This is a genomic window from Halorubrum sp. JWXQ-INN 858 (genome assembly GCF_009806985.1).
Lineage (GTDB): Archaea > Halobacteriota > Halobacteria > Halobacteriales > Haloferacaceae > Halorubrum.
The window spans coordinates 380,067-404,124 of sequence record NZ_WUAX01000005.1; the positions used below are offsets into that span (position 1 = coordinate 380,067).

23 protein-coding genes and 1 tRNA gene are annotated in these 24,058 nt (G+C 70.8%); 7 read left to right on the top strand and 17 right to left on the bottom strand.

The window, feature by feature from the left end:
• The 7 genes from GRS48_RS03260 to GRS48_RS03290 all read right to left on the bottom strand — a co-directional run bounded on the left by GRS48_RS03260 (position 1) and on the right by GRS48_RS03290 (position 6,575).
• A complete protein-coding gene (locus tag GRS48_RS03260; RefSeq protein WP_159483476.1) occupies positions 1-1,971 on the bottom strand; it encodes a molybdopterin biosynthesis protein in 1,971 nt (656 codons plus the stop codon).
• Entirely contained in the window at positions 1,968-3,191 is a 1,224-nt protein-coding gene (gene glp, locus GRS48_RS03265) for a gephyrin-like molybdotransferase Glp (protein ID WP_159483477.1), read from the bottom strand. Before glp ends, GRS48_RS03260 begins: the two co-directional genes overlap by 4 nt.
• A 93-nt stretch (positions 3,192-3,284) precedes the next feature.
• Positions 3,285-3,617, bottom strand: coding sequence for an AzlD domain-containing protein (locus GRS48_RS03270; protein WP_159483547.1), 333 nt, complete (start codon positions 3,615-3,617; stop codon positions 3,285-3,287).
• Positions 3,618-3,625: 8 nt separating this feature from the next.
• Positions 3,626-4,300: an AzlC family ABC transporter permease gene (locus GRS48_RS03275; RefSeq protein ID WP_159483478.1), complete on the bottom strand. Its 675-nt coding sequence runs from the start codon at positions 4,298-4,300 to the stop codon at positions 3,626-3,628.
• A 57-nt stretch (positions 4,301-4,357) separates the two neighbouring features.
• Entirely contained in the window at positions 4,358-5,227 is an 870-nt protein-coding gene (locus tag GRS48_RS03280) for an RNA methyltransferase (protein WP_159483479.1), read from the bottom strand.
• Complete coding sequence (locus GRS48_RS03285) at positions 5,224-5,811, bottom strand: hypothetical protein (protein ID WP_159483480.1); 588 nt, start codon at positions 5,809-5,811, stop codon at positions 5,224-5,226. Before GRS48_RS03285 ends, GRS48_RS03280 begins: the two co-directional genes overlap by 4 nt.
• 134 nt (positions 5,812-5,945) lie before the next feature.
• Entirely contained in the window at positions 5,946-6,575 is a 630-nt protein-coding gene (locus GRS48_RS03290) for an MBL fold metallo-hydrolase (protein ID WP_159483481.1), read from the bottom strand.
• Between the two features lie 561 nt (positions 6,576-7,136).
• Here GRS48_RS03290 and GRS48_RS03295 point away from each other — a divergent pair.
• A complete protein-coding gene (locus GRS48_RS03295; RefSeq protein ID WP_159483482.1) occupies positions 7,137-8,345 on the top strand; it encodes a dihydropteroate synthase in 1,209 nt (402 codons plus the stop codon).
• Positions 8,346-8,501: 156 nt separating this feature from the next.
• Positions 8,502-9,224 carry a 6-hydroxymethylpterin diphosphokinase MptE-like protein gene (locus tag GRS48_RS03300; protein ID WP_321168267.1) on the top strand — a complete coding sequence of 241 codons (723 nt, stop codon included), beginning with the start codon at positions 8,502-8,504 and terminating at the stop codon, positions 9,222-9,224.
• Between the two features lie 284 nt (positions 9,225-9,508).
• Here GRS48_RS03300 and GRS48_RS03305 read toward each other — a convergent pair whose 3' ends face one another.
• The 7 genes from GRS48_RS03305 to GRS48_RS03335 all read right to left on the bottom strand — a co-directional run bounded on the left by GRS48_RS03305 (position 9,509) and on the right by GRS48_RS03335 (position 18,439).
• On the bottom strand, positions 9,509-10,366 hold the full coding sequence (locus GRS48_RS03305; RefSeq protein WP_159483483.1) for a hypothetical protein: 858 nt from the start codon (positions 10,364-10,366) through the stop codon (positions 9,509-9,511).
• Positions 10,363-11,514, bottom strand: a complete 1,152-nt coding sequence (locus GRS48_RS03310; RefSeq protein WP_159483484.1) for a signal peptidase I — start codon at positions 11,512-11,514, stop codon at positions 10,363-10,365. The genes GRS48_RS03305 and GRS48_RS03310 overlap by 4 nt, the downstream gene beginning before the upstream one ends.
• The gene (locus tag GRS48_RS03315) at positions 11,511-13,121 is read right to left on the bottom strand and encodes a hypothetical protein (protein WP_200840195.1); all 1,611 of its coding nucleotides are present in this window, start codon (positions 13,119-13,121) and stop codon (positions 11,511-11,513) included. Before GRS48_RS03315 ends, GRS48_RS03310 begins: the two co-directional genes overlap by 4 nt.
• Positions 13,118-13,873: a hypothetical protein gene (locus GRS48_RS03320; protein ID WP_159483485.1), complete on the bottom strand. Its 756-nt coding sequence runs from the start codon at positions 13,871-13,873 to the stop codon at positions 13,118-13,120. The genes GRS48_RS03315 and GRS48_RS03320 overlap by 4 nt, the downstream gene beginning before the upstream one ends.
• 250 nt (positions 13,874-14,123) lie before the next feature.
• Positions 14,124-15,527: a SipW-dependent-type signal peptide-containing protein gene (locus GRS48_RS15175; protein ID WP_235027974.1), complete on the bottom strand. Its 1,404-nt coding sequence runs from the start codon at positions 15,525-15,527 to the stop codon at positions 14,124-14,126.
• 164 nt (positions 15,528-15,691) lie between these two features.
• A complete protein-coding gene (locus GRS48_RS03330) occupies positions 15,692-17,482 on the bottom strand; it encodes a VWA domain-containing protein (RefSeq protein ID WP_159483486.1) in 1,791 nt (596 codons plus the stop codon).
• Positions 17,483-17,560: 78 nt separating this feature from the next.
• A complete protein-coding gene (locus tag GRS48_RS03335) occupies positions 17,561-18,439 on the bottom strand; it encodes a SipW-dependent-type signal peptide-containing protein (protein WP_159483487.1) in 879 nt (292 codons plus the stop codon).
• 384 nt (positions 18,440-18,823) lie between these two features.
• On the opposite strand from GRS48_RS03335, the gene GRS48_RS03340 reads away from it, so the two are divergent.
• Positions 18,824-19,351, top strand: coding sequence for a hypothetical protein (locus GRS48_RS03340; RefSeq protein ID WP_321168268.1), 528 nt, complete (start codon positions 18,824-18,826; stop codon positions 19,349-19,351).
• Between the two features lie 56 nt (positions 19,352-19,407).
• On the top strand, positions 19,408-20,010 hold the full coding sequence (locus tag GRS48_RS03345) for a metallophosphoesterase (RefSeq protein ID WP_159483488.1): 603 nt from the start codon (positions 19,408-19,410) through the stop codon (positions 20,008-20,010).
• 90 nt (positions 20,011-20,100) lie between these two features.
• Here the strand turns inward: GRS48_RS03345 and GRS48_RS03350 are convergent, their stop codons facing one another.
• Positions 20,101-21,222, bottom strand: a complete 1,122-nt coding sequence (locus tag GRS48_RS03350; protein ID WP_159483489.1) for a Xaa-Pro peptidase family protein — start codon at positions 21,220-21,222, stop codon at positions 20,101-20,103.
• A 182-nt stretch (positions 21,223-21,404) separates the two neighbouring features.
• On the opposite strand from GRS48_RS03350, the gene GRS48_RS03355 reads away from it, so the two are divergent.
• Positions 21,405-21,479, top strand: a tRNA-Val gene (locus GRS48_RS03355).
• A 223-nt stretch (positions 21,480-21,702) separates the two neighbouring features.
• On the opposite strand, the gene GRS48_RS03360 is transcribed toward GRS48_RS03355, so the two are convergent.
• Complete coding sequence (locus GRS48_RS03360) at positions 21,703-22,149, bottom strand: universal stress protein (protein ID WP_159483490.1); 447 nt, start codon at positions 22,147-22,149, stop codon at positions 21,703-21,705.
• Between the two features lie 159 nt (positions 22,150-22,308).
• On the opposite strand from GRS48_RS03360, the gene GRS48_RS03365 reads away from it, so the two are divergent.
• Positions 22,309-22,839 (top strand): Lrp/AsnC family transcriptional regulator, encoded by a 531-nt coding sequence (locus tag GRS48_RS03365; protein WP_159483491.1) that lies wholly within the window; start codon positions 22,309-22,311, stop codon positions 22,837-22,839.
• A gap of 152 nt (positions 22,840-22,991) precedes the next feature.
• Positions 22,992-23,351: a helix-turn-helix transcriptional regulator gene (locus GRS48_RS03370; RefSeq protein WP_200840196.1), complete on the top strand. Its 360-nt coding sequence runs from the start codon at positions 22,992-22,994 to the stop codon at positions 23,349-23,351.
• A 102-nt stretch (positions 23,352-23,453) separates the two neighbouring features.
• Here GRS48_RS03370 and GRS48_RS03375 read toward each other — a convergent pair whose 3' ends face one another.
• On the bottom strand, positions 23,454-23,723 hold the full coding sequence (locus GRS48_RS03375) for a HalOD1 output domain-containing protein (protein WP_159483492.1): 270 nt from the start codon (positions 23,721-23,723) through the stop codon (positions 23,454-23,456).
• Positions 23,724-24,058: the final 335 nt, after the last annotated feature.

Genomic DNA, 24,058 nt, shown 5'->3' on the forward strand with positions numbered 1-24,058 from the left:
CTACGCCGAGTAGCCGGCCAGCCCGTCGAGGAGCCCCGCGACGTCGTCGGGGTCGTCGAGCAGGGTCGCGAGCGACGCGACGGCCTCCCGCTCGATCCGGTCGGGGGCCGCGCGGACGACGACCGCCTGCTCGCCGAGCGGAACGAAGCCGCAGCCGAGGCGGTCGGCGGTCGCGCGGAGGCCGAGCCCCACGTCGGCGTCGCCCGCCGACACCTTGCGGGCGGGGCTCTCGAAGGCACGGAGACCGAGACCATACCCGTCGATCCGGTCGGCGAGCGCCGTGCGATCGGTCGAGCGCTCCGCGGCGAGTCCGTCGAGCGCGTCGTCGAACGCGCGGCGGAGCCCCGCGTCCGGCGGCCGGTTGACGAACCGGAGGTCGCGGTCGACGAGGTCCGCGAGCCCCGCCACCGACGTCGGGTTCCCGCCGGGGACGACGAGCCCCCACTCGCGGTCCCAGCCGCCGAGCGCGACGCTGTCGACCTCGCGGTCGGTCGGGCCGGCCGTCACGGCGACGTCCGGGACCCCGTCGCGCAGGCGTCGGAGCCCTTCCCGGGAGCCGACGGGGAGGTATCGGGGGTTCGCGAGCCGGTCGAGCAGCCGGTTGAGCGCCGGGTCGTCCTCGCCGACGCCGAGCAGGGTCGGCGGGCGGACGTCAGGCGAGAACAGCCGGACCGAGACGGCTTCCCCGGCGTCGAGGTACTCGGTGTCGGGGTCGACGGCGACGACGCCGTCGGCCTCGACGAGGCTCGTCGTCGCGCCGGAGCCCTTGTCGACGGGATAGACGATCGGGAGGTCGGGGTCGCCGGCCCGCGCGTCGGCCGCGGGTCCCGCCCCGAGGTCGAGCAGGCCGACGGGCATCAGCCGGAGCCGGCCCTCGCCGTAGCGCTCGCGGCGGGCCATCCGTCCCTCGACGGTCGCGGTCCGGGGCTCCGGCTGGCCGGCCGCCGCGCGGACCGCGGGCGCGACGAACGTCCGGAAGATCGTGAGCGCGGAGACGGGATAGCCCGGCAGCCCGACGTACGCCGACTCCCCGCCGTCCCCGCGGTCGAGCCGCCCGACCAGCATCGGCTTGCCCGGTTTGACCGCGACGCCGTGGAGCAGGAGATCGCCGCGCTCCTCGATCACGCGGTAGATGACGTCGACCGCGCTCGCGGACGTGGAGCCCGACGAGAGCACGAGGTCACACTCGTCGGCGGCGGTCCGGAGCAGCCGCTCCATCTCCGTGTAGTCGTCGCCGGCGTGCGGGTAGAGGACCGGCTCGCCGCCCGCCTCGGCCACGCCGGCCGCGATCGTCGTCGAGTTGACGTCGTAGATCTCCCCGCGGCCCGGATCGATCGCCTCGCCCGGCCGGACGAGCTCGTCGCCGGTCGAGACGATCCCGACGGTCGGGCGGCCCCGGACCGGGACCTCGTCGACGCCGAGCGCCGAGAGGAGCCCGATCTCGCGGGGCGTCAGCCGCGTTCCGGGGCCGAGCGCTCGTGCGCCCGCCGCGATGTCGGCGCCCGCCGCCATCACGTGGTCGCCCGGAGCGACCGCCGTCCGGACCGCGATCCGGTCGGGGGCGGCGTCGGCCGGCGTCCCCGCCTCGCGGACCTCGTCGGTCCGCTCGACCATCACGACCGCGTCCGCCCCGTCCGGCATCACCGCTCCGGTCGAGACCTCCGCGCACGTCCCGGGCTCGACGGTCACGTCGGGGGCGGCCCCCGCGTGGACCGCGCCGATCAGCTCGAGCTCGGCGGGGTCCGACTCGTCGGCTCCGAACGTGTCCCGGCCGCGGACGGCGTAGCCGTCCATCGACGCCCGATCGAACCCGGGAACGTCGATGTCGGCGTCGACCCGCTCGGCGAGGACGCGCCCGCGGGCGTCCGACAGCGGGACCGACGTCGGGTCCGGGGAGAGGTCGAGCGAGGCGATCGCCTCGCGGGCGGCGTCGGGTTCCGCGAGGTCGCGGAACTCCTTGCGGTCGCTCATTCGGTCACCTCCCAGAGCTCGACGTCGACGGCCTCGCCGGCGTCGATCCCCTCCCGTGGCTCGGGGACGACGACCCAGCCGGTCGCGAGCGCGACGCTGGAGAGGACCCCGGACCCGCCCGCGCGGGTGGGCGTCGCGACCGGGAGGTCGTCGCCGTCCGCCGGCTCCAGACGGACCCGCGCGAAGGTCCGAGTCCCCGGCTCGCTGGCGACCTTCCGCGTGAGCGTCGCCCGTCGGGTCGGAAACGGCGCGGCGTGGGTTCCGGCGACGCGCTTCTGTACGGGACGGAGGAACTGCGCCGCGTTGACGATACAGGCGACGGGGTAGCCGGGCAGCGAGACGACCGGCGTGTCGTCGACGACGCCGAGACAGACCGGGTGGCCGGGCTTGAGCGCGACCCCGTGGACGAGCACCTCGCCGAGGCCGTCGACGACCTCCGGGAGCAGGTCGCGCTCGCCGACCGAGGAGCCGCCGGTCGTGACGACGACGTCCGCGTCGAGGTCGCGCTCGATCGCGTCCGCGAGCGCCGCCTCGTCGTCGGTGACGACGTCGCGATAGCGGACCTCACCGCCCCAGCGCTCGACGAGCCGCGAGACGGTGAGCCCGTTCGTCTCGATCACCTCGCCGGGGTCGGGGTCCGCCTGGACCAGTTCCTCGCCGGTCGGAAGGACCGCGACCGTGGGCGGTTCCGCCACCGCGACCGACCCGAGCCCGACTGATTTACACAGCCCCAGGTCGGACGGCCGGAGCGTGTGGCCCGGCTCGTAGAGCCGCTGGCCCGCCTCGACGTCCTCGCCGGCCGCGCCCACGTTCTCGCCGGCGGCGACCGCGTCGAACGCCTCCACCTCGTCGGCGACCTCCTCGACGTGTTCGATCATCACCACGGCGTCCGCTCCCTCGGGGAGGTCGCTGCCGGTGTGGACCCGGGCCGCCTCGCCCGGCCCGACCGCCCCGTCGGTCGCGCGGAGGACGGCCGGCGACCGGTCCGAGGCCCCGAAGGTGTCCGCGGCCCGAACGGCGTAGCCGTCCATGGCGGCGCGGTCGTAGCCGGGGACGGGGGCCGGGGCGTCGATCGGGTCGGCGACGACCCGCCCGTCCGCGTCCGCGACGGGGACCGACTCGGTCCGCCCGTGCGGCTCCGCGGCGTCAAGCAGGGTCGTCAGCGCGTCGTCGACCCGGGTCCGTCGTTTGAACCCGGCTTCGCGTCTGTCGTGACTCATACCCGATCGTTCCCGTTCCGCGTGCAAAAAGTCGCTCCCTCGGCGACCGACGGGCTGTCGCCGCGTTCCTGCTTATCAACGTCCGCCGGCGTCCTACGCGAACACGACGAAGCGGAACAGCCACAGCGTCGCCATGCCGACGCCGATCGTCGCGAAGACGTCCTCGGTCCGCCAGGCGACGACGCCGGCGACGACGCCGGCGATCAGCCGCTCGTCCGCCAGCGTCGCGAGGGCCGTCGGCCGTATCGTCACCAGATCGGGGACGACGAGCGCCGCGAGCACGGCCGGCGGGACGTATCGGAGCGGGCGGCTCACCCGCGGCGGCACCTCGTCTATCCGGCCGAACAGGTGGATGAAGGAGACGCGGAAGCCGTACGTCGCGAGCCCGATGAGCGCGACGGCGACCCAGATCCGGAGGTCGCTCATCACGGCCGTCACGCGACCACCTCCTCGGCGATCACGCCCGCGAGGATCCCCACGCCCGCGCCGACGAGCAGCCCGAGGTTGAAGGGAACGCCGGCCGCGAGGAGCGCGCCCGTTCCGCCGAGGACGCCCGCGATCGTCGAGGGGCGGTCCTTCATCGCGGGCACGAGCAGCGCGAGGAAGACGAGCGGCACGGCGAACGTGAGTCCCCACGACTCGGGGACACCCGCGCCGACCACGACGCCGGTCACCGTCCCGATCACCCAGACGATCCAGAGCGGGACCGCGGCACCGACGTAGTAGCGCCAGCGGCTCCGGCGGTCGTCGTCGGAGAACTCCGCGACCGACAGGGCGTACGCTTGGTCGGTGAGCAGGTACGCGAGCGCCGCGCGGGTCCGGCGACCGTAGCGGGCGAAGTGCGGCGCGATCGACGCCGAGTACATCACCATTCGGAGGTTGATCACGACGGCGGTGCCGACGACGACGGCGAGCGGCGCGTTCTCCCCGATCAGTTCGAGCGCGGCGAGCTGGGAGGCCCCCGCGAACACGATCACCGACATCCCGACCGCCTGTCCGAGGTCGAGGCCGGCCTCGACGGAGGCGATGCCGGCGACCAGCGCGAACGGGACGATCCCGAGCAGCAGCGGGGCGACGTCGCGGGTCCCGGCCCGGAAGTCCTCGTGCATACGTTCGAGGCGGACGCGCCGTGACAAGTCGCTGTCGGATCGCCGGTCGTTCGCTCCTTACTCGCGGGGGTACTGCGGCTCGTCGTGTTTCGCGGCGAGGTAGTCGGCGTGTTCGAGCTTCGTCGTCGCCTTCCGGAACGTGCCAAGCAGCGAGTGGACCTCGCGTTCGGTCGGGTGCGTCCGACCGAGCAGCCGGCGCATCAGCAGCTCGTTCTTCCCGCGGCGGTGGGGTCGCTGTCCGGTCGCCTCGAGGAACTCCGAGAAGTACTCGTGGAAGCGCTCGACGTCGGGCTCGTCCGCGCGGGTGACCGTCGTGTCGGGCTGTTGCGTCCGGGAGACGGTCAGGTCGCGGAGCTCGTACAGCAGGACGGTGGCGGCCTGTCCGAGGTTCAACACGGGGTAGTCGGCGGCGGCGGGGATCGAACACACCTCGTCGAGCCGGCGGAGCTCGTCGTTGTTGAGCCCGCGCCCCTCGCGGCCGAAGACGATGGCGGTGGGCGCGTCGATCGTCCGCAGCGACTCCCGGAGCTCGACGGGGGTCTTGAACGGGAACCGCTCGTGGCTCCGGTCGTCCTCCCCGGTGATCGCGGTGGTGCCGACCGTGTGGTAGTTCTCGACGACCTCGTCGAACGTCACCTCGTCGGCGTTCGGCAGGACGTCCTCGCGGGCGTGGCCCGCGAAGCCGTACGCCTCGCCGTCCTCCGCGAGCTCCGGCGGGTTCACGAGCTTGAGGTCCGTGAGCCCGAAGTTCTTCATCGCCCGCGCGATCGTTCCGACGTTGCCCGGCGTCTCCGGCTCGACCACGACGACGACCGGGAGGGGGGATCCGGTGTGGGTCGTGCGGTCGTCGACCCGCGTCGCTTCGCCGTTCCGCGCCGGTTCGCCGTTTCCTGGCGCTTCGCCGTTCCGCGTCGGCTTCTCGCTCATCGGTCGGACGGGTACTCGGTCGAGAGGTCGAGGTCCGCGAGGTCCTCCTCGCGGAGGCGGTCGTCCTCGTCGGGGGCCTCGACGCCGGCCAGCTCGCGGATGTCGATCCGGTCGCCGTCGAAGCCGCGCTCGAGCCGCTCCTGGAGCTCCCGTTGGTCCGGCGGGTCCGGGAGTCCGTCGGGGTCCTCATCGACGTGTTCGACCGAGCCGTACCCCTCGGGGGCCTCGTTGCCGGCGGCGACCCACTCGTGGAAGCGTTCGCCGAACTCGAGCGAGCCGGCGTACTCGTCGCCGCCCGCCTCGCGGAACCAGTAGAGGAACGTCGGTTCGTGCTCCGCACAGAGCAGGACCTCCCCGCGGGGCTCGCCGTAGACGACCGCCGCCTGGGTACACCGGTGGATCGCCGCCTCGCCGTGATCGAGGTAACAGACGTCACACGGCTCCTCGACGAGCTTGGTCAGCCTGACGAGCCGCTCGCGCGGCTCGTCGGGGACCTCGTCGAGCGGCTTCAACTCGCCGTCGCCCGTGAATATCTCGTCCTCGTCGAACCGCCATCCGCGGAGGCCGACGCTCACTTTCGCCATGGCCGCGGTTGGGCCGGAGCGGATAAAAGCGCGTCCTTCCGGCGTTCGCGGGGAGTCGAAGGCCTTCGGGCCGCGGGCTTCTCCACGGGGGCGTTCCGGGTTCCGGACGCGTCGGCGACCGGCGCGGCGGACCGCTACGTCGGTTTCCCCGGGAAGTTCACGTACCGGTCGAGCGTGTCGCGGGCGCCCTCGGTCACGGAGGAGCCGTGGTAGACGAGCCCGACGTCGAACTCGTACGTCAGCAGGCGATCGAGGTTCTCCTCGGCCTCGTTGAGGTCCCGCGAGTAGACGGCGGGCGGGAGGTGGAAGTACCCCGCGGGGAGCCCGCGCTGGTCGGCCCCCGAGACGGCGTCGCCGAGCACGGCGACCCCGGCGTCCGCGTCGATCAGCGCGTGGTTGTCCGGCTTGTGGCCCGGGACGTGGACCGCCCTGAACCGGCCGATCCGGTCGCCGTCCCCGTAGCGGTGGTCCGGCTCGTGGTCGGCGTCGAGGTCGGTTTCCGCGGGCACCCACGTCTCGAGGTCGTAGCGGTCGACGACGCCGTCGAACCCGCCGACGTGATCGCCGTCGCCGTGCGTGACGACCAGCCGTTCGGGCTCGACGCCGACCGACTCGATCCCGTCGGCGACGGCGTCGACCGTGTCGGCGAGCCCGGCGTCGAACAGCGTCGGCGTTCCCGCCGTCAGCAGGAACACCCGGAAGCGCTTCCCGTCCCGTTCTGCACACGTGATGTCGTAGACGTCCGGCGCGATCTCGGTCGGCATACGCGGCCGATCGTCGGCCACGCGCAAAAAGGTAGCCGAGGCCCTTATAACCGGTTTCGGGGCACCATCGGGACGGGAGAGACGACGGTTTCGGGTCGACGCGGGTCCGGGTGGCGAGTTCGGACGATCGGTCGACGAGAGGCTTTTAAGCGGTGTACGGTGGGTCGTCGCGGGACTGTTACACGATGTGCGGTGGATCGTCGCGGGCCCCGGCGTCCAACGGAAGCAGCCCCGCCCGCTCGTCCACTCGCCCACTCGCCCGCCCGTCCGGCGAACGAAGCCTCACCCTCCCCAGCCTCGGCCGGCGGCGGCTGCGGGACCGCACCGCGCCGCGGCCGCCGCCGACCTCCACCGGAAATCGGAGATTTCCGAGCAGTCGGACGGAGTCCGACGACCTCGCGCGCGCTCTCGGGCTCCCGCCGGTCGCCCTCGGAGCCGCGCGCGCCGACGTGGACGTGGAGGGCGCGGAGGCCGTCTCGAGGGCGCTCCCCGGCCGAGAACCGGGCCGCCGTCGGCCGCCGGTTCCGGGGGTCCTTTAAGAGTCGCCCCCCTGATACGGCTATGCGAAACGTGGACGCCGCGGGCCTCGGCATCGGCGACGACCACCCGCCCCGTATCATGGGCGTGTTGAACGTCTCGGCGGAGTCGCCGTACGACCCGAGCGTGTACGACGACCCGGGCGAGGCGGCGGCGTACGTCGACGAGGAGCTGATCGACGAGGGGGCCGACATCGTCGACGTCGGCCTCGAGTCGGCGAACAAGGACCTCGACGTGCTCTCGGCCGACGAGGAGCTGGCCCGGCTCGACACCGCGGTGGAGACGCTGGCGTCCGTCTCCGGCGACGCGGTGTGGTCGATCGAGACGCGCTACCACGAGGTCGCCGACGCGGCGCTCTCGCGCGGCTTCGACATGGTCAACGACGTCTGCGGGTTCGCCGACCCGGAGATGCCCCGCGTCTGTGCCGCCCACGACGCCGCCGTCTCGAAGATGGCGTCGCCGCCGGACCTCGAACGACCGGGCGCGATCGAGGACGTCGACGACATCTACGCGGCGCTCTCGCGGAACGGCTTCACGGACAAGACGATGCTCGACCCCGCCTTCGGCGGCTGGTCGGCGGCGAAGACGCTCGCGGACGACCGCGAGACGTTCCGCCGGCTCCGGGAGTTCCGCGGCTACGGCCGCCCGCTGCTCGTCTCGATCAACCGCAAGAACTTCCTCCGTGACGTCGCGGGCCGGAGCACCGAGGCGGCGCTGCCCGTCTCGTTGGCGGCGACCTCGATGGCCGTCGAGCGGGGTGCTCACGTGATCCGGACCCACGACGTCGCCGAGACGCGGGACGCGGCGCTGATCGGCGCGACGTTCGCCCGCGAGCGGACCCGGTCCTCCGGCGGGAGCGACGGAGTCGCCGTCGAGGAGCTCGACGTCACGACGACCGCCGAGGCACGCCGCCACCTCGCCCGGCTCGACGCCGCCGACGAGGTCGCGGATCGAGCGGTCGTCCGGACGTACGAGCTCTCCGGGCTGTCCGACGAGGCGGTCGGCGCGCTCCGAGCGGCGACGGCCGGGCACGACGCGACGGCCGCCGGGGGGGCGGCGTTCGTCCCCGCGGGCACCGATCGATCGACGGGCGCCGCCGCGGACTCCGCCGATCCGGTTCGCGGACTCCTCGTCGGCACGCCGGCCGGACTGGCCGCGGTTCGAGACGATGTTTCGGGCGATTCGGGGCCTCTCCGCGTCGTTTTCGAGCATATCGATGCTACCTCAAAGTAAGAGAAAGTTTATGCCATCGTGTGGACAATCATGCGACTGGACGCCGGAAGGGCACGCGGGTAGGGGTACTCTGTGCCACTCCGGCCCATACCGTATTATCCCCGGACAGCGACGGCTCAGTCCGTCGACGGCTGCCCCGAAGCGACGAGGCCGACCGTGAACTTCGCGGAGTTCGAGCCGGTGTACGAGGCGATCCTCGCCGATTTCGGCTTCGGACGGGACGCCGACGAACACGCTCGCGACGTCGCCGTCGACCTGGCGCGGCCGTTCCCCCTTAGGCGGCTCGGCGACTGGCGCGGACGGACCGTCGCGGTGGCGGGGGCCGCACCGTGCCTCCGCGAGGAGGTCGACCGGGCCCGCGAGGCGGACGTCGTCGTCGCGGCCTCCACCGCCGCCGACGTCCTGCTGGAGGCGGGCGTCGACGTCGACTGCATGGTGACGGACCTCGACAAGAACCCGGAAACCGCACTCGAGCTGACGGAGCGGGGGGTGCCGGTCGCCGCGCACGCTCACGGCGACAACGTCCCGGCGGTCCGCGAGTGGCTCCCGCGGTTCGACCCCGAGTGGACCCTCGCGACGACGCAGGCCGCTCCCCGCGGTCCCGTTCGCAACACCGGCGGGTTCACCGACGGCGACCGCGCCGCGTTCCTCGCGGACCACGTCGGCGCGGGCTCGCTCGTCTTCGTCGGCTGGGCGTTCGACGACCCCGACGTGGGTCCACAGAAGCGCCGCAAGCTCCGCTGGGCGGCGCGGCTCCTCCGCTGGCTGGAGCGGCGGCGCGACGAGCGCTTCCCGGTCCTCGACGGCTGGCGCGACCGGCTCGACGACGGCTCCGACGTCGGCTCCGGCGTCGCCGCAGGGCGCTGGTCGGTCCCGTAGCCGGCCGGCGAACGGCGCCCGTTTGCGGTCGGTCGCGCGACAAGCGTCGAGACGGCTCCGTGAAAAATAGCGGTCGGAAACGGCGGACCCCTTAAAAACCGGTGAGGAGCCCGAACAGGATCACCCCGACGAGCGTCGCGAACAGCCCTCCGAGCACTCGGCGTTTCGTGACGCATCGACGGGCCGTGCGAAAGGGGAGCCGGCGACCGCCCGCGTTCGGGCAGTCGTTTCCGTGCCCGTTCCGCCGTCGGTCCGGCGGATCGGTCGGGGGGACGGGTCGTCGATTACGACGATCCGTCATCGTCGTTTCCGTCGGTGCTCTCCTCGCTTCCGTCGGTGTTCTCCTCGCTCCCACCGTCGTCGTTGCTGTCGGCGTCGTCGGCGTCGTCGTTGCTGTCAGCGTTGTCGTCGTCGTTGCTGTCGGCGTCATCGGTGTCGGCGTCGTCGTTGCTGTCGGCGTCGCCGTTGCTGTCGGCGTCGCCGTTGCTGTCGGTGTCGTCGGCGTTGTCGGAGCTGTCGGCGTCATCGACGCCGGCGTCGTCGTTGCTGTCAGCGTTGTCCGCGTCGTCGTTGCTGTCGGCGTCCCCGCTCTCGTTCTGGTCGCTGTCGGCGTCGTCATCGCCCTCGGGCGATCCGTCCGCCGAGGCGTCCCCGTCAGCGTCGCCCGCGTCGGTCTCCGAGGCGGGTTCGTCGAGGCCGTCATCGTCCGTCTCGGGGACGTCCTCCGATCCGTCCTCGTCCGCCTCACCATCGCCCCCCTCGCCGTCGATCTCCGCTTGATCGCCGCCTTCGGCCTCGTCATCGGTGTGAAGGTCGTCGGCCCCGTCTTCGGCCCCTCCGTCGTCGCCGTTGGCGCTGCCGTCACCGTCCTCTCCGCTGACGCTGCTGTCATCGGCCTCGTCATCCACCTCCTCGATCTCATCGCCCTCGCCGACCTCGTCGTCGCCGTTCGCGTCCTGGCTCCCGTCGGCGGCGCTCTCGTCACCGCCGTCGGGCTCGATCGGCTCGAAGCCGTCGGCCGCCACGAACTCTCCCTCCACGGTCGCCGTGTCCGAGAACAGCGCGACCGTGGCGTAGCCGCCGCCGAACGTGACGGCGAACACGACGACCGCGGCCGCGAGGACCGGCGCGAGGCGGTTCATTGGCCGGCCCCCCGGCGGTCGTCCGCGTCCGCGTCCGCATCCGCGTCCGCGTTCACCCTCGGCTCGGTCGGCGGGGCGGAGCCGGCCGCGTGACCGGCAGCCTGCTCGCCCGCGGATCCGGCGGCGTCGACGCCGCCGTCGGCCGCCGGTTCGAGCGTCGGATCCTCGAATACGCCGGACGATCCGTCGGCGGAGGTCGGCTCGTCGGCGGAGGTCGGCCCGTCCGTGTCGACCGGTCCGTCTGCGTCAGCCGCTCCGTCGACACCGGACGGCTCCGGTTGGCCGGTCGGGTCGTCGGGCCCGCTCCCGGCGCTGCGGCCGGCGACGAGGAGCGCGACGGCCACGGCCGCGCTCAGGGCCGCGGCGGTCGCGACCGTCACGGAGAGCGTGGTTCGGAGCGTGTACGCGACGTACGCCGCGTACGGCGCGAAGACGACGAGCACGCCGAGCGCGCCCTGGAGCGTCCGATCGGTCACGGCGAACCCCGAGGCGGAGCCGGCCGCCACGGTTGCGCCCGCGGTCCCGGGTACGACCCCGTCGGCGTCGGACCCTGCCTCGGTGTCCGACCCCGAATCGGCGTCGGCTCCCGCGTCCGTCCCCGCGTCGGCGACGTCGTCGGTCGCGGCGGCCGTTCCACTCCCGGAGCGTGCCCGGTAGAGGGTCCAGATCTCGGAGGCCGCGAGCAGTCCGAACGGGACGACGACGAGCGCGACGAACCCGGCCGGCGAACTCGCGAACTGGATCACGTACCCGATGTACGGGATCGTGAGCACGACGACCCCGACGAGGTTCGCCGCGGGCACGGGCGAGGCGTCGGGCGCGCCGTTGGCGTCGCCCTGCGTCTCGAACGCGAGCCCGCCCGGCGTCTCCAGCACGTCGATCACGCGGTGGGTCACCGGCACCTCGTTGCCGCCGCGAACGAACGTGATCACGTCGCCGTCCGCGACCGTCGCGGGGTCGCGGTCCGCGACGATCACGACGTCGCCCGGCGCGATCGCCGGCGTCATGCTCGCCGTCAACACGACGAAGCTGTGGTCCGCGCCGATAACGCCCGGCACCGCGTACACCACGAAGGGTGCGACGAGGGCGATCAGCAGGACGATCCCGAGTACGTTGGCCGCGGTTTTCAGTGTGAATGTGTTGGTCATCTCCCGTCCTCCGAGCCGCACAGCGGCTCGCCGTCCGCCTTGGTCCCCGCGACGAGCTCGTAGAGGGGCCCGCCGGAGCCGTTCGTCCCGAAGGTGTCGCCGACCGCGATCGGGTCCGAACAGCTCGTGTGGAACTCGACGACGGCGTCAGCGCCGTCGTCCCCGTCCTCGACGATCGCGAGCGCGGTGTTCGGGCCGAGGCTGTCGACGCCGTTCTTCCAGCTCTGGGCGACGCCGCTCCCGTCCGCCGTGAACGTGGATCCGGGGGCGACCGACGCGCCGTCCTCGCCGCCGAAGACGACGGCGTCGCCGCCGGGACCGGTCACCGTTGTGGTCGCACGGACCGTCGCCGACGCCCCGCCGTCGTAGCGGAACGTGAGGTCGCGAAGCGGCCCGTCACCGCCCTCGACGTCGTCGTCACAGACGCCGCAGTGGGGGTCGGGGTCTCCGTTTCCGCCCCCGTTCGAGCCGTTCGAGCCGTCGCTCTCGTCGGGGTCACAGAGCAGCTCGCCCTCGGTCGTCGTCCCGGCCACGACCTCGAAGTCGCCGTAGACGTCGCCCGGCGCGAGCGTCTCCGAGCAGCTCGTGTGGATCTTGACTCCGTCGGGGCGGTCGCTGCCGTTTCCGGCGTTGCCGCTGTTGCCGCTGTTCCCGCCGTTGCCGTCGTTACCGTTGTTCCCGCCGCTCCCGCCGCTCCCGTCGTCGACGAAGACGTTCGGGCCGAGCCAGTTCCCGTCGGATCCGGCGACGTCCGTCGTCGTCGCGTCGACGAGGAAGGTCTCTCCGGGCTCGACGGCACCGTCGAACACCACGGTGCCGCCGGTTCCAACGCCGCCGGCGCCGCCGCCCGTCGAGACGGCGACGACGGTCGTCGCCTCCGAGCCGAGGTACCGGAGCGTGAGCGACTGGAGCTTCACGTCGCTTCCGTCCTCACAGATCACGCACGGCCGGCCGGGGCACGGTTGGACTCCCGCGAACGGGTTCGAGGCGTCCGCGTCGGCCTCGTCGACGTGGCGGCACTGTTCGGTGTACAGCCGCAGTTCGAGCCCCGCGTCCCGACCGGCGACGGCGTCCGGGGTCGTCACCGGGAGTTCCCACGTCAGCGTCACACGGAGGTCCGCGGGCTCGGGCGCGAGACAGCCCTCGTCGAGGCGGATCCCGGCGACGAACGCGCGGTTGAGGTCGCCGAGCGACCCCGTCCCGCTCCCGTCGGTCGGGAACACGGTCTCCCCGCCGACCGACAGCGTCACTTGGAGGAACTCCGCGAGGAGTTCGTCCGGCTCCGGACAGCGGGTGGCGAGCCAGAGCCGGGCGGGGTTCGTTCGGACCGCGACGTCGAACGCCTCGACGCCCGCGTCCCCGCGGTCGATGCGGTCGACGCCGAACCCCACCACCCCGTTCGTGGGGGTGGAGCCGTTCACCACCAGCTCGACTTCGCCCGCCCCGAGTTCGTTCCCCGGAAACGTCGCGGCGTCCGAGAAGTGTGCGAACGTGCCGGCCCCACCGGCCATGCCGACCGCGCCGACGCCGCCGAGCCCCGCGAGCAGGCGGCGGCGGCTCACGCCGATCGGTCGCGGGTCCGCCCCGCTCCCGCGTCCGTCGGTCATGTCGCCACCCCGTCGTCGAACGGGTTGCTCGGGTTCGCACACTCGACCGCGCGGAAGCTGACGTCGAAGTCGACGGCCCCGCCCTTGCCGACGTTCCCCATTCCCGTCGGGAACGCCCAGCGGAAGACCAGACACCGGTTCTCGCCGGGCTCGAGACACGCGTTGTTTACGAACCCGGGGTCGAGCTCGACGCCCGTCGCGAGATCGCCGTTCGCGCCCGGCTCGGTCGCGGGGGCCGCGAGCGTTCCGGAGGCGATCGGCTCGCCGTAGCCGGCGAAGTCGCCCTCCGCGCCGGAGCAGCCGCCGACGCCGAGCAGTCCGGTGTCGTATCGGACGTCGACCGCGATTCGGTCGGCGAGCGCGAGGCTCTCCGGGCCGCCGTCGTGGCCGACTTCGAGGCGCATCCAGACGCGAGCGTTCGTCTCCTCCGCGCGGAGCCCGACGCTCGCGGTTCCGGTATCGCCCGGGAGGACGTTCTCGGCGTGGACGAGCGGCACGTCCTCCTCGAGCTCGCTCACCCCGTCGACGAAGTCGTCCGCCCCGCCCGGCCCGTCGACGACGACCGCGTCGTTGTACGTCCGCCGCCAGCCGACCAGGAGCTGCGGCCCCGTCGTCTGCGCGTACGTGTAGTTCGTGTACTCGTTCCAATGCCCCGTCGATCGCCCGCGGGCCACTCCCACGGTCGCGAAGCCGACGGCTCCGACGCCCGCGAGCGCCTCCCGGCGAGTTACCTGTAGTTCTCGTTTCGTCATTCGTGTGTCTCGTCGGCTCCGGACGGCCGGTTCGTCGCTGTCTCGTCGGTCGTTCGTCCCCCGCTCGTCGCTGTTCTCCTCGCCCCCAGCGGACGTATGTATGCGTCACCTACCCCGACGGTTCGGGGGCCGAACCGCCCGGGTGGTCGTTCCTGACGGGACGGCAGGGTGTGCCTGCCCGTACGGGACGCGCCGGATCGGGCGGCGACTCACCGCGACGCCGGCTCCCGTCGGGCAACGTCAGCTCCCGTCAGGCGACGTTGACGTCGACCGCGGGCAGCTCCTGGGACCCGCCACCGACTCCCTCGAGGGTCACGTCGGCGGTCAGCACCCAGTCCGCGGTCGCGTCCACGTCGTCGATCAGCAGATGGGCGTACCCGGACGGGTCGTCGTCCGAGCTCACGGCGCTCGCCCCCGACGCTTGGGCCCCGTTCAGCCGGACGTCGCTCACGGCCGCCGTGCTCCCGGAGCCGGCCTTCGCCGTGATCAGGATCGCGTTCGATCCGCCCGACACGGTCGCGTCGGCGAGCGTTCCGGCGTACGTCACCGTTCCCGAAACCCCGTTATCGACCGCGATCGTCAGGTCGCCGTCGCCGGCGTCGTGCGTGACAGTCAGCTCGGCGGCCGTCGGATCGGGCCACGCGACGCCCGTCGCGTCGTAGTCGCCGTCGTTCGCCGGCGCGTTGCCGACGAGGAGCTGGTCGTTCACGTTCGGCGCGCCGTTGCGGGCGCGGGCGAACCAGACCGGGTCCCGCGCGAGGCGGTCGACGCCGTAGCCGCCGCCCGTCGACGCCGCGACGCAGGGGTTGGTTTCGCCGTCGTTGTGCCGGCACTGCTCGGCGTGAAACGAGAGGTCGAACCCGACGCTGTCGGTCTGCACCTCGTTGCCGACCGTCGGCGGCAGCGACCAGACGATCCCGAGGGCCGTCACCGAGCTGCCGTCGGGGTAACACGCGCGCGCAAGCCCCGCTTCCGGGTCGCCGTCCTGGTCGAGCGGGATCCCGTTCGTCAACGCGGCGAGCACCTCCCGCAGCGAGCCGCTCGCGATCGGGTCGCCGATCGGGGCTCCGGAAAGCGCGTCACGGTAGACGAGGTCGGCCACGAGGGCGTCGGCCAGCTGGCCGCCCCACGGATCGGTCTTGCTCGCGTCGATCTCGCCCTCGGTGAGTCCCGACTCGAGGAGCGCCACGCGCTCCGGGTCGGTGACGCCGTTCTGTGCGTTCCCCGTCAGGTTCCCGCAGGCCCAGAGGTACGCCGGGTTGTCGTCGAGGACGAACGCGAAGCGCAGCCAGCCGGTGTCCCCCGGCTTCACGTCGTCGAGCCGGTAGCTCACGGTGGCCGGGTCGTCGGGGGTGCTCGAAACGACGCCCGACTCGCCGCCGCCGTTCTGTCCCCAGTACGGGTTCTGTTCGTTCCGGATGCCCTGGTCGGCGGCGAACTCGTAGTTCACGCTGAGCTCCAGCCGGCCGGCCTCCAGCTCGTTGCCCTCGAAGCTCGCCTCGTCACTGAAGAACGCCGTCGTCCCGAGCCCCGCGCCCGCGGAGGCGACGCCGATCGCGCCGATGCCGCCGAGGAGTTTTCGCCGCGAGAGGCGGGAGGCCGCGTCCGCTGAGCCGTTCGCGTCCGTCGGATCGTTCGTGTCTGCTGGGTTCATGATGGTGATGGTGATAGTCGTCGCCGCGATCGGAAGGATCGCGGACAGGCCCCGCCGGTGGAGTCGAACCACCGTACTCCGAACGGGGCGTTCCGGCGGACGGTCCGCCGGAACGGGGGAGGTACACGGGGGGTCACACGTGGAGCGTGGACCCCGTCAGCCGGTCAGGCGGCCGTAAACGGGTTCTGTGACCCGTCGTTGTGCCGGCACTGCTCGGCGTAGAAGTCGATGTCGAACTCCACGGCGTCCGACTGGACCTCGTTGCCGACGTCCGTCGGCAGCCACCACTCGAAGCCGACACACCGGGTCAGGTTCGGCGGGTAACACGCGACCTCGTCGCTGAACTGGTTCGCGTCGAGCGGGATCCCCGCCGAGAGCGTGTCGAGCACTTCGCGGAGCGTCCCCTCGGCGATGACCGTCTCGCCGAAGAGGATCCCCACGATCTGTGCGAAGATCTGCACGAGGTCGATCTCCTCGGGGGCCTCGAAGAACAGCGTCGGCTCGGACCCGGAGGGGTCCGGCGACGCGATGTTCACGAGGGTCTGTCGGGCGGGGTCCGTGTTCGGGACGCCCTCCAGGCCGAAACCGATCGAGTAGATCGTGATCTCCGGGTTCGTGAGGCCCTTGACCTCGTCGGCGACGTCCTCCGTGTCGCTCTGTGCGGCGGACACGCTGACGTCGGTCGAGGCGTTCGCCTTGTCCGTGTCGTCCCACGACTGCCAGGTCGCGTACGAGGGGAACGCCGAGCCGTCCCGGTACGTCCACGTCGGCGCGCCGTCGCCGAGGACGATCATGACCTTGCGTCGGGACGGGTCGCCGTCCTCTAAGACCTGCCGGCCGCCGTACAGGCCCGCACCGATGTTCGTGCCCGCGAAGGGCGCGTCGCCGTACTGGTACGCCTCGATGCCGTCGATCGCGGCGTCGATCATCGACTCGTCGCTCGCGTCGGTGAGCGCGAGTACCTCCTCGTCGATCCCGCCGAACTGGACGATGCCGAGGCGGTCGTCCTCGCCGCTGCCGCCGATGTCGGTCCGGAGGTTGTCCGCGAGCGCCTGGATCGCGGTCACCGCCTCGAAGATGCGGGTGTTCGGTCCCTGTCCGTCGCCGACGACGTTCTCGCTGCCGGGGTTCCCGATCTCGTAGGTCATCGAGCCGGAGACGTCGACCACCACGGCGATGTCGACCGGTTCGCCCTCCTCGCCCTCCTCGTAGACGTTGTTACAGTTGTCGTCGTACCAGACGCGCGCCTCGATGGCGTCGGCGAGCTGGCCGCCCCAGTCGCCATCGGCGTTGTAGTAGCGGTCCCCGTCGGCCGCCCACTGGGCGAAGTCGTCGGGGTCGTCGCTGCCGGTCTCCGTGTAGCCCTCGTCCTCGAGGGCGGCCTGCTCGGGACCGTTGATCCCGTTCTGTGCGTTGCGGTTCAGGCCGCCGCCCATCCACACGTACGCGGGGTTGTCGAACAGGTGGAAGCTGATCGTCGCCTCGCCGTAGTCGCCGGGCTTGACGTCCTGCAGCTTGAACAGCGGGAAGCCGCCGTCGGTGAGCTCCTCGCGCTCGAAGCCGCCGAGGGACCCGTCGGGGTCGACGCCGACGTTCGCCGCCTCGACCCAGCCGGTCGGGTCCGGGAAGCCGTCGCGACGCGGTACCTGGTCGAGCACGTAGTTCCCGGAGCCCTCCGGGTACTCCTTGACGCTGACGTCCTCGTTGTAGTTCGGGTCGTCGTCGTACAGCGCCTGCAGCTCCGCCAGGCGGCCCGGACCCCCGTCGTAGGTGATCCGGTAGTCCATCTTCAGGTCGAGCAGGCCGGCGTCGATCGTGTTGTCCGTGAAGCTCTCCTCGTCGCTGAAGAACGCGGTCGTTCCCAGCCCCGCACCCGCGGAGGCCACGCCGATGGCTCCGAGGCCACCGAGCAGCTTGCGCCGGGAGAGGTCGAATTTCGTGTCGTCTTGTGTCATGATTGGTTGGTCGACCGCGACGCGGCCGACGGATATGGTCGTGAAAGCGGTTCAGCCAGGGATCGCCAGATCCGAGGATCAGGCCGTCTCGGTGGTCACCGGGTCGTCGACGGGTTCCGCTTCGCCGCTCGAGAACGGGTTCTCGTTGTGGCGGCACTGTTCCGCCTCGAAGTGGACGTCGCCGGAGAACTGTGCGCCCTGCACCGCGTTGCCGGGCGACATCTCCGAGTCGATCTCGAACTCCACGCCGCCGACGTCGACGTCGCCGCCGACGTCGCCGCCGCTCGGGAGGTAGAGGTAGACGCAGACCTCGACGGCGTCCGCGGTCGCCATCTCCTCGATCTCCGATTCACACGGGTCGTGGCAGTATTCGGCCGAGACCTCCTCGCCCGTCTCCGGGTCGAATTCCGCGGTCGCGTGGATGAGGCCGCTCTCCTCGAAGGCTTCGATGAGCTCCCCGAGCGTGCCTGCGAAGACGACGCCCTCGACGCCGTCCTGGCCCTCGACGGTGACGACCGCCAGCATGTACTCGCTGAGGAGGCCGTCGGAGTCGACGTGGTCCACGCCGTTGTCGTTGCCGGCCGATTCCTCGGCGTCGAGGGTGATCTGGATGTAGCCGGGGTTGTGTTTCACGCACGGGTCCCAGCAGATCTTGTAGCTGTCGCCGGGCTTCGCGTCAGTGATGTTCAGCTCGCCCTCGACGGAGTCCATCTCGCCCTCGAGCGCGTTATTGAACAGTACCTCGTCCGGGCCGCCGTCCTGGTCGACCATGTGGATCGACTGGGTGACCTCCAGCTCGAACTGTCCGGCGGTGATGGTGTTGTCCGTGAAGCTCTCCTCGTCGCTGAAGTAGGCGGTCGTTCCGAGCCCCGCACCCGCGGAGGCCACGCCCACGATCCCGAGTCCACCGAGCACCTGCCGCCGCGAGAGTCCGAATTCCTTGTTGTTGTCGCTCATGATTGTTCCCTGGCTTACGGCCAGTACTCCACCCTGGGCGGGGATGGGACGTAGTTACGACTCGGCATGTCGGGTCCTAAGCCCGCCATCGCCGCTTTTAACCCCCTGTTCGACCGATCCCCGCCGATAACGGCCGCTTCTAACGTCCCGTTCGCCCCGTCGAACGGACGACGTGGGATCACCTACCGTCCTCGTCCGGACCCCGTACCGCCCTGGTCCGGACCCCGTACCGCCCGATCGGGCGTCCCGTCCCGTCCGTCAGGGACCGCCAGCCCGGATCCCCGCGACCGGCCGGCCGACGGTACGGGTCACGGACCGGACCCGTACGCGGCCCATACATACGTCATCAGCCGGCGTCGGACCCCTATCGAGGTGTTACCCCACGTGTTCCAGATCCGATCCGACGCCCTGCCCGAGAGCGTCATCCACGACGTGTTGTCGAACAGCCGCCGAACGACCGCGATCCGGAAGCTCCGGACGTCCGGCGGACGGATCGGCGTCCGGGAGCTCTCCGAGGCGATCGCCGCCGACGAGACGGGACAGTCGCCCGCGCCGCGCCGCGTGCGCGAGAGCGTGTACGCGTCGCTCCACCAGACGCATCTCCCTCGGCTCCACGAGCTCGGCGTCGTCGAGTACGACCGGGCCCGCAAGGAGGTCCGGACGTGTCAGCACGCGCGCGACGTGAGCCGGTATATGGAGGTCGTGACGGGCTACGGGCTCACGTGGACGGAGCTGTATCAGGCCCTCGGCGTGGTGACGCTGCTGGTCGTGCTCGCCGCCCAGCTCGACGCGCCCGTCATCGGCGCGATCGACCCTCTGTTGTGGACGAGCGCCGCGCTGTCGGCGTTCGCGCTCGTCACCCTCGTCCAGCTGTGGAAGGGCTCTCGCATCCCGAACCCCGCACGACGCTGATCCGAACGGCCGCCTCCCACTCTTATATGCCCCGCGGCCGAACGGTCGAGGGATCCATGCACATCGGCATCGTTTCGGACACCCACGACGACCTGGACGCGGTCGACGCGGCCGTCGCGCTGTTCGAGCGCGAGGGCGTCGACGCCGTCGTCCACTGCGGCGACTTCGTCGCGCCCTTTTCAGTGACGCCGTTCGACCGCGAGTTCGACTTCTACGCGGTCCGCGGGAACAACGACGGGGAGTGGAACGTCCAGTCGACGGTGGCGTCGTTCGGCGAGTACCTCGGCGAGGCGGGCACGCTTTCGTTCGAGCGACCGTCCGGGAGCGACGGCGAGAACGGCGAGGCCGGCGAGGTCGGCGAGAGCGACAACGGCGGGAACGACGCCGCCGTCGAGAACCCCGACGCTATCGACGTCGCGGTGGTCCACGGCACGAGCGGCGTCGTCGTCGACGCGCTCGTCGACTGCGGCGACTACGACTACGTCTTCTGCGGGCACACCCACGCACACGGCGTCGAGGAGCGGAACGGAACCGTCCGCGTCAACCCCGGTGGCCTCCCCATCCCCGTTCCCGGGGCGGACGACGTCTTCCGCGTGGCGACGCTCGACACGGCGGAAGACGGTGCGGAGGCGGTCACCCACCACACGGTCGCGGAGTGAGCCGAGGACCGCGATCGGTGGACGGAGGAACGAGAACCGCGATCGGTGGACGGAAGAACGAGAACCGAGGAGGGGGATGGGGACGGCCGATCAGCGAATGACCGGCGCGTGCAGGTCGAACGTCGCGTCGGGGACCCCCGAAACGTCGACGGCGTCGACCTCGTGGGTCGGCCACTGGCCGGTCTTCGTCAGCGTCTCGAACCGGTCGGCGGCGACGAGGTGCGTGTCCTCGCTTTTCGCGCCCTGCACCGTCGGGTTCCAGGCGTAGCCCATCGGTTCGACGACCGGGTCGGTCGCGTCCGGCGTGGCGATCCACTCGCGGCCGGCGTAGCCCGCGGCCCCGCCCTGATGGTGTTGCTCCCACTCGCCGTCGAAGCCGACGGCGTCGTACGCGGCGCGGATCGCCTCGAACACGTCGCCGGCGGTCCCGGGCCCGTCGCCGTCGCCGAGGTCCCCGGCCGCGGCCGCGCGGGTCGCCGCGAGCGCGGTCGCCTCCACGCGCGCCGCGGCGCGGTGGCGCTCCGCCAGCCAGTCGGGGGCGTCGAAGCCGACGGTCCGGGTGAGCGAGGCGCACAGCCCGCCGCGCTCGGCGGTCACCGAGACGAGGGCATAGTCGCCGAGCGGCGCGTCGGTCGGCGTGAAGTGGCGGTACGAGCGCGCACGTTCGCCCCCGCCGACGAGCACGACGGGCGTGTTCACGTCGCGGGAGGCCAGCGAGATGTCGATCCCGGCGGCGACCTCGTACTCGGGGTCCTCCGGTTCGAGGTTTCGACAGACCGTCTCGAGCGCGGCGGCGGCCTCCCGCCCCAGCTCCCGGTAGCGCTCGACGTCGCCGTCGGTGAGCGGCTGCCGGAGCCGGGTCGCGTCGACGGTCTCGAAGCCGGGCACGTCGAAGTCGGCGGCGGCGGGCGACGGGGAGCGCTCGGCGACGGCGTCCGCGAGCGACCGCGTGTACCAGGGGAACGACTCGACGGCGACCGCGTCGGGGAGCTCCTCGTCGGCGAGCCGTGCGGCCTCGATGTTGTCGGTGACGACCCGGAACGCGCCGTCGTAGCCGGCGGCCGCGACCCCGACGTCCGCGTCCGCGTCGACGACGTTGTCGCCGCCGGTGAGCCACGCGAAGCTGTTCGGCCGGGCGAACCACACCGCTTCGAGCCCGCGCGCCGCGAGGTAGTCGTCGAGCCGATCGGCGCGGGCGGAGAGGTCGATCATACCGGGACCTGATCCGCGAGCCAGTAAAAGCGGTCGAAGACGCCGGGCGACGGCGACGGGAGTGGCTGAGCGACCCCTAGCGAGGACGTATAAATCGGTGACGAAATCGCGGTGCGGGACCCCGATCCGAAAGGTTCAATTGTATCCCCCGGAAACGATGAGATGCGTCAGAAAGCCCCTGCGGGTTGGTAGTCTAGTCCGGTTATGACACCTCCTTGACATGGAGGAGGCCGGCGGTTCAAATCCGCCCCAACCCATTTCTCTCGGTTCGTTTCCATTTTTAAGGCCGGCGTCCGCGCCGAGCTCGCGAGGCGCGGGCTCGGAAGCCGCAGCCGGCGAGCGGAGCGAGCCGGACCGGCTTCCGGTGGTTCAAATCCGCCCCAACCCACTTCTCTCGGTTCGGTTTCACCTTTGAGGCCGGCGTCCGCGCCGAGCTCGCGAGGCGCGGGCTCGGATCGCGTCGGGTCCGTCGACGATCGGCTACTGGCCGGTGACGACCACGGGCGCGTCGGCATCGAGGATCACCGACTGGCCGATGCTCCCGAACAGGGCCTTCCCCGCGGGCGACCGTCCGCGTCCGCCGATGACCACGTAGCGGGCGTCGACGGCGGCGGCGTAGTCGATGACCGTCGTGGCGGGGTCGCCGCCGAGACCGACGACCTCGACGGTGGTGTCCGGGTCCTCGAGCGCCGCCACGTCCGCCTCCGCGAGGCGGGTTCGAGCCACGTCGTCAACGGAGAGCGTGTCGCCGCCGGAGAGCGTGTCGCCCCCGGCGTCCTCGTGGTCGCGCCGGAGCTCCGCGAGCTTCACCGCCGGCACCGCGTGAACGACGTGAAGCGGCTCGTCGTACGCCGCCGCGAGCGACAGTCCCTCCGCGACGATCGACGCGGTTTGGTCGTCCAGACCGATGGCCGCAACGATGGGCATGCCGCCACTGGCGACCGCCACGGCGTTAGGTCTTGTGTCTGGGTCGATGGTGCGGTTCGGTTCCGAACCCGACCGGGTCTCGCATGGAACGGGCTGTTTCAAGCAAATTCAATGACTGGGCTATGCGGATTTTTACTTCGCTCCGTTCAACGACGCGGTATGGGCGAGAACCCGATCGACGACGTGGACCGGAGCATCCTGCACCAGCTCCAGCTCAACGCCCGCCAGACCGATACGGAGATCGCCAACGAGGTGGACGTGACCTCCACGACGGTCCGCAATCGCCTCGACAAACTCGAAGACGAAGGCACCATCCGGGGGTACCGCCCTGATATCAACTACGAGCGAGCGGGCTACCCCCTTCACGTCCTGTTCGTCTGTACCGCCGATCCGAGTACGCTGGAATCGCTGACCGAACGAACCCTCGCCGTTCGGGGCGTGGTGGCCACCCGAGAGCTGCTCGGAGGCGAACGGAACTTCCACGTCGAGATCGTCGCCGGCACGGTCAGGGAGATCGAAGGGATCCGCAACGAACTGGCGGAGTTGGGCTTCGTGATCGACGACTCCGAGATCATCTCGGAGACGCGGGTTCAGCCGTGGAGCCACTTCTCCCCACGGACGAGCCCGGACGCGGATCAGGACGACAGTACCGACGACGGGCGGTCCACCGACTACGGAGCGGGAGACTAGCTTGAAGGATTCAAACCTATCCGGCCCCGATACGTCTCGAATAGAACATCTATTTTAATATGGCTGTTAATACCTAACATCCATTTGATTTTTTCAAATAATGTCTTCGTTCGGAGAGAAGGAGTTATCCAGTAGCCCGTCTTTGCCACGGTATGACCGACCCAACCGAAACGGCTGGTGTGAACGGGGGTCACCGGCTCAATCAACTGTTTGAAGTACTGAGCCATCCGTTTCGGCGTCAGGTTCTCTTCTATCTCTGCGAACACACGCCCGATAGCGAAGGCGAGCTAACCGTCGGTGCCCTCAAAACGGGTGGAGACGACCCGGACGTTCTCACGATCCAACTCCGCCACCTGCATTTTCCAAAACTCGCCAACGCGGGCTACATCGAGTGGGAGGAATCGACCGATACCGTTCGTCGCGGGCCGATGTTTGACGAGGTCGAACCGTTCCTCCGGTTGATGCATGATCACCGGGACGAGCTCCCTGGTGTCGGCCCTCGGACCGTCTGACCACACGAGCAGTAGACCGGAGCTCGAAACGGTGGCTCCGTCGAGATCCTATCGTCCGGACGTATTCCCGGATGCAACGGTCGTTCGCTGGAGCCTGCGTGCTCACCGGTGTGACTCGATTTTGATGATCGGGTTCCCGTCGATATCGGCAGTGATCGTCGCCGTCGTCGAATCCGCCTCGAACTGGAGGGACATCTTGAGATTGCGCTCCTGGAAGAGTCCATCGAGGGCGTCCGTGTTGATGTCTTCACTGATGAGCCACAGTTGATCGAGCACGTCCTCGTCGTGAGCCTTTGCAACCGCCGTTACGATCGCCGTGCTTAGCTGCTCGCCCTCCTCCGGCTCGTAGTAGAACTCCCTCGCGTCTCCCATGGCACCGAGACAGACCTCAGGGGAAAAACCGTGGTTACCATTCGCTGTTCCGGTAGTTGATCGTACTGTGTGGAGCAGCCCAATCCGGCCCCGGTCGTGTAGATGCGTTGAAGTCGCAAGCTCCAGCTCGTCGTGAGCGTCGCGGAAGTCCCGCTCGCAACGAGATCGGCGTCGCACTCGGTCACACTGACCACCTCGCAGCGACGACGCTACCTGTCAGTACCGGATTGAAAAACGGATGCGGGCAATGGGCCGGCGCAGCGGCCATCTACCCCCGTACGGCGTACTCTCAAGCCTCTTCTCTCCGGTTCTCCGATCTACTGTCTGAATCTCGT

Coding starts and splice junctions, on each gene's coding strand:
- GRS48_RS03375 (WP_159483492.1), bottom strand. CDS start 23,723: ATGGGAGACGCGAGGGAGTTCTACTACGAGCCGGAGGAGGGCGAGCAG.
- glp (WP_159483477.1), bottom strand. CDS start 3,191: ATGAGTCACGACAGACGCGAAGCCGGGTTCAAACGACGGACCCGGGTC.
- GRS48_RS15175 (WP_235027974.1), bottom strand. CDS start 15,527: ATGAACCCAGCAGACACGAACGATCCGACGGACGCGAACGGCTCAGCG.
- GRS48_RS03270 (WP_159483547.1), bottom strand. CDS start 3,617: ATGAGCGACCTCCGGATCTGGGTCGCCGTCGCGCTCATCGGGCTCGCG.
- GRS48_RS03335 (WP_159483487.1), bottom strand. CDS start 18,439: ATGAGCGACAACAACAAGGAATTCGGACTCTCGCGGCGGCAGGTGCTC.
- GRS48_RS03350 (WP_159483489.1), bottom strand. CDS start 21,222: ATGATCGACCTCTCCGCCCGCGCCGATCGGCTCGACGACTACCTCGCG.
- GRS48_RS03345 (WP_159483488.1), top strand. CDS start 19,408: ATGCACATCGGCATCGTTTCGGACACCCACGACGACCTGGACGCGGTC.
- GRS48_RS03320 (WP_159483485.1), bottom strand. CDS start 13,873: ATGACGAAACGAGAACTACAGGTAACTCGCCGGGAGGCGCTCGCGGGC.
- GRS48_RS03295 (WP_159483482.1), top strand. CDS start 7,137: ATGCGAAACGTGGACGCCGCGGGCCTCGGCATCGGCGACGACCACCCG.
- GRS48_RS03315 (WP_200840195.1), bottom strand. CDS start 13,121: ATGACCGACGGACGCGGGAGCGGGGCGGACCCGCGACCGATCGGCGTG.
- GRS48_RS03305 (WP_159483483.1), bottom strand. CDS start 10,366: ATGAACCGCCTCGCGCCGGTCCTCGCGGCCGCGGTCGTCGTGTTCGCC.
- GRS48_RS03290 (WP_159483481.1), bottom strand. CDS start 6,575: ATGCCGACCGAGATCGCGCCGGACGTCTACGACATCACGTGTGCAGAA.
- GRS48_RS03330 (WP_159483486.1), bottom strand. CDS start 17,482: ATGACACAAGACGACACGAAATTCGACCTCTCCCGGCGCAAGCTGCTC.
- GRS48_RS03370 (WP_200840196.1), top strand. CDS start 22,992: ATGACCGACCCAACCGAAACGGCTGGTGTGAACGGGGGTCACCGGCTC.
- GRS48_RS03260 (WP_159483476.1), bottom strand. CDS start 1,971: ATGAGCGACCGCAAGGAGTTCCGCGACCTCGCGGAACCCGACGCCGCC.
- GRS48_RS03285 (WP_159483480.1), bottom strand. CDS start 5,811: ATGGCGAAAGTGAGCGTCGGCCTCCGCGGATGGCGGTTCGACGAGGAC.
- GRS48_RS03275 (WP_159483478.1), bottom strand. CDS start 4,300: ATGCACGAGGACTTCCGGGCCGGGACCCGCGACGTCGCCCCGCTGCTG.
- GRS48_RS03365 (WP_159483491.1), top strand. CDS start 22,309: ATGGGCGAGAACCCGATCGACGACGTGGACCGGAGCATCCTGCACCAG.
- GRS48_RS03360 (WP_159483490.1), bottom strand. CDS start 22,149: ATGCCCATCGTTGCGGCCATCGGTCTGGACGACCAAACCGCGTCGATC.
- GRS48_RS03310 (WP_159483484.1), bottom strand. CDS start 11,514: ATGACCAACACATTCACACTGAAAACCGCGGCCAACGTACTCGGGATC.
- GRS48_RS03280 (WP_159483479.1), bottom strand. CDS start 5,227: ATGAGCGAGAAGCCGACGCGGAACGGCGAAGCGCCAGGAAACGGCGAA.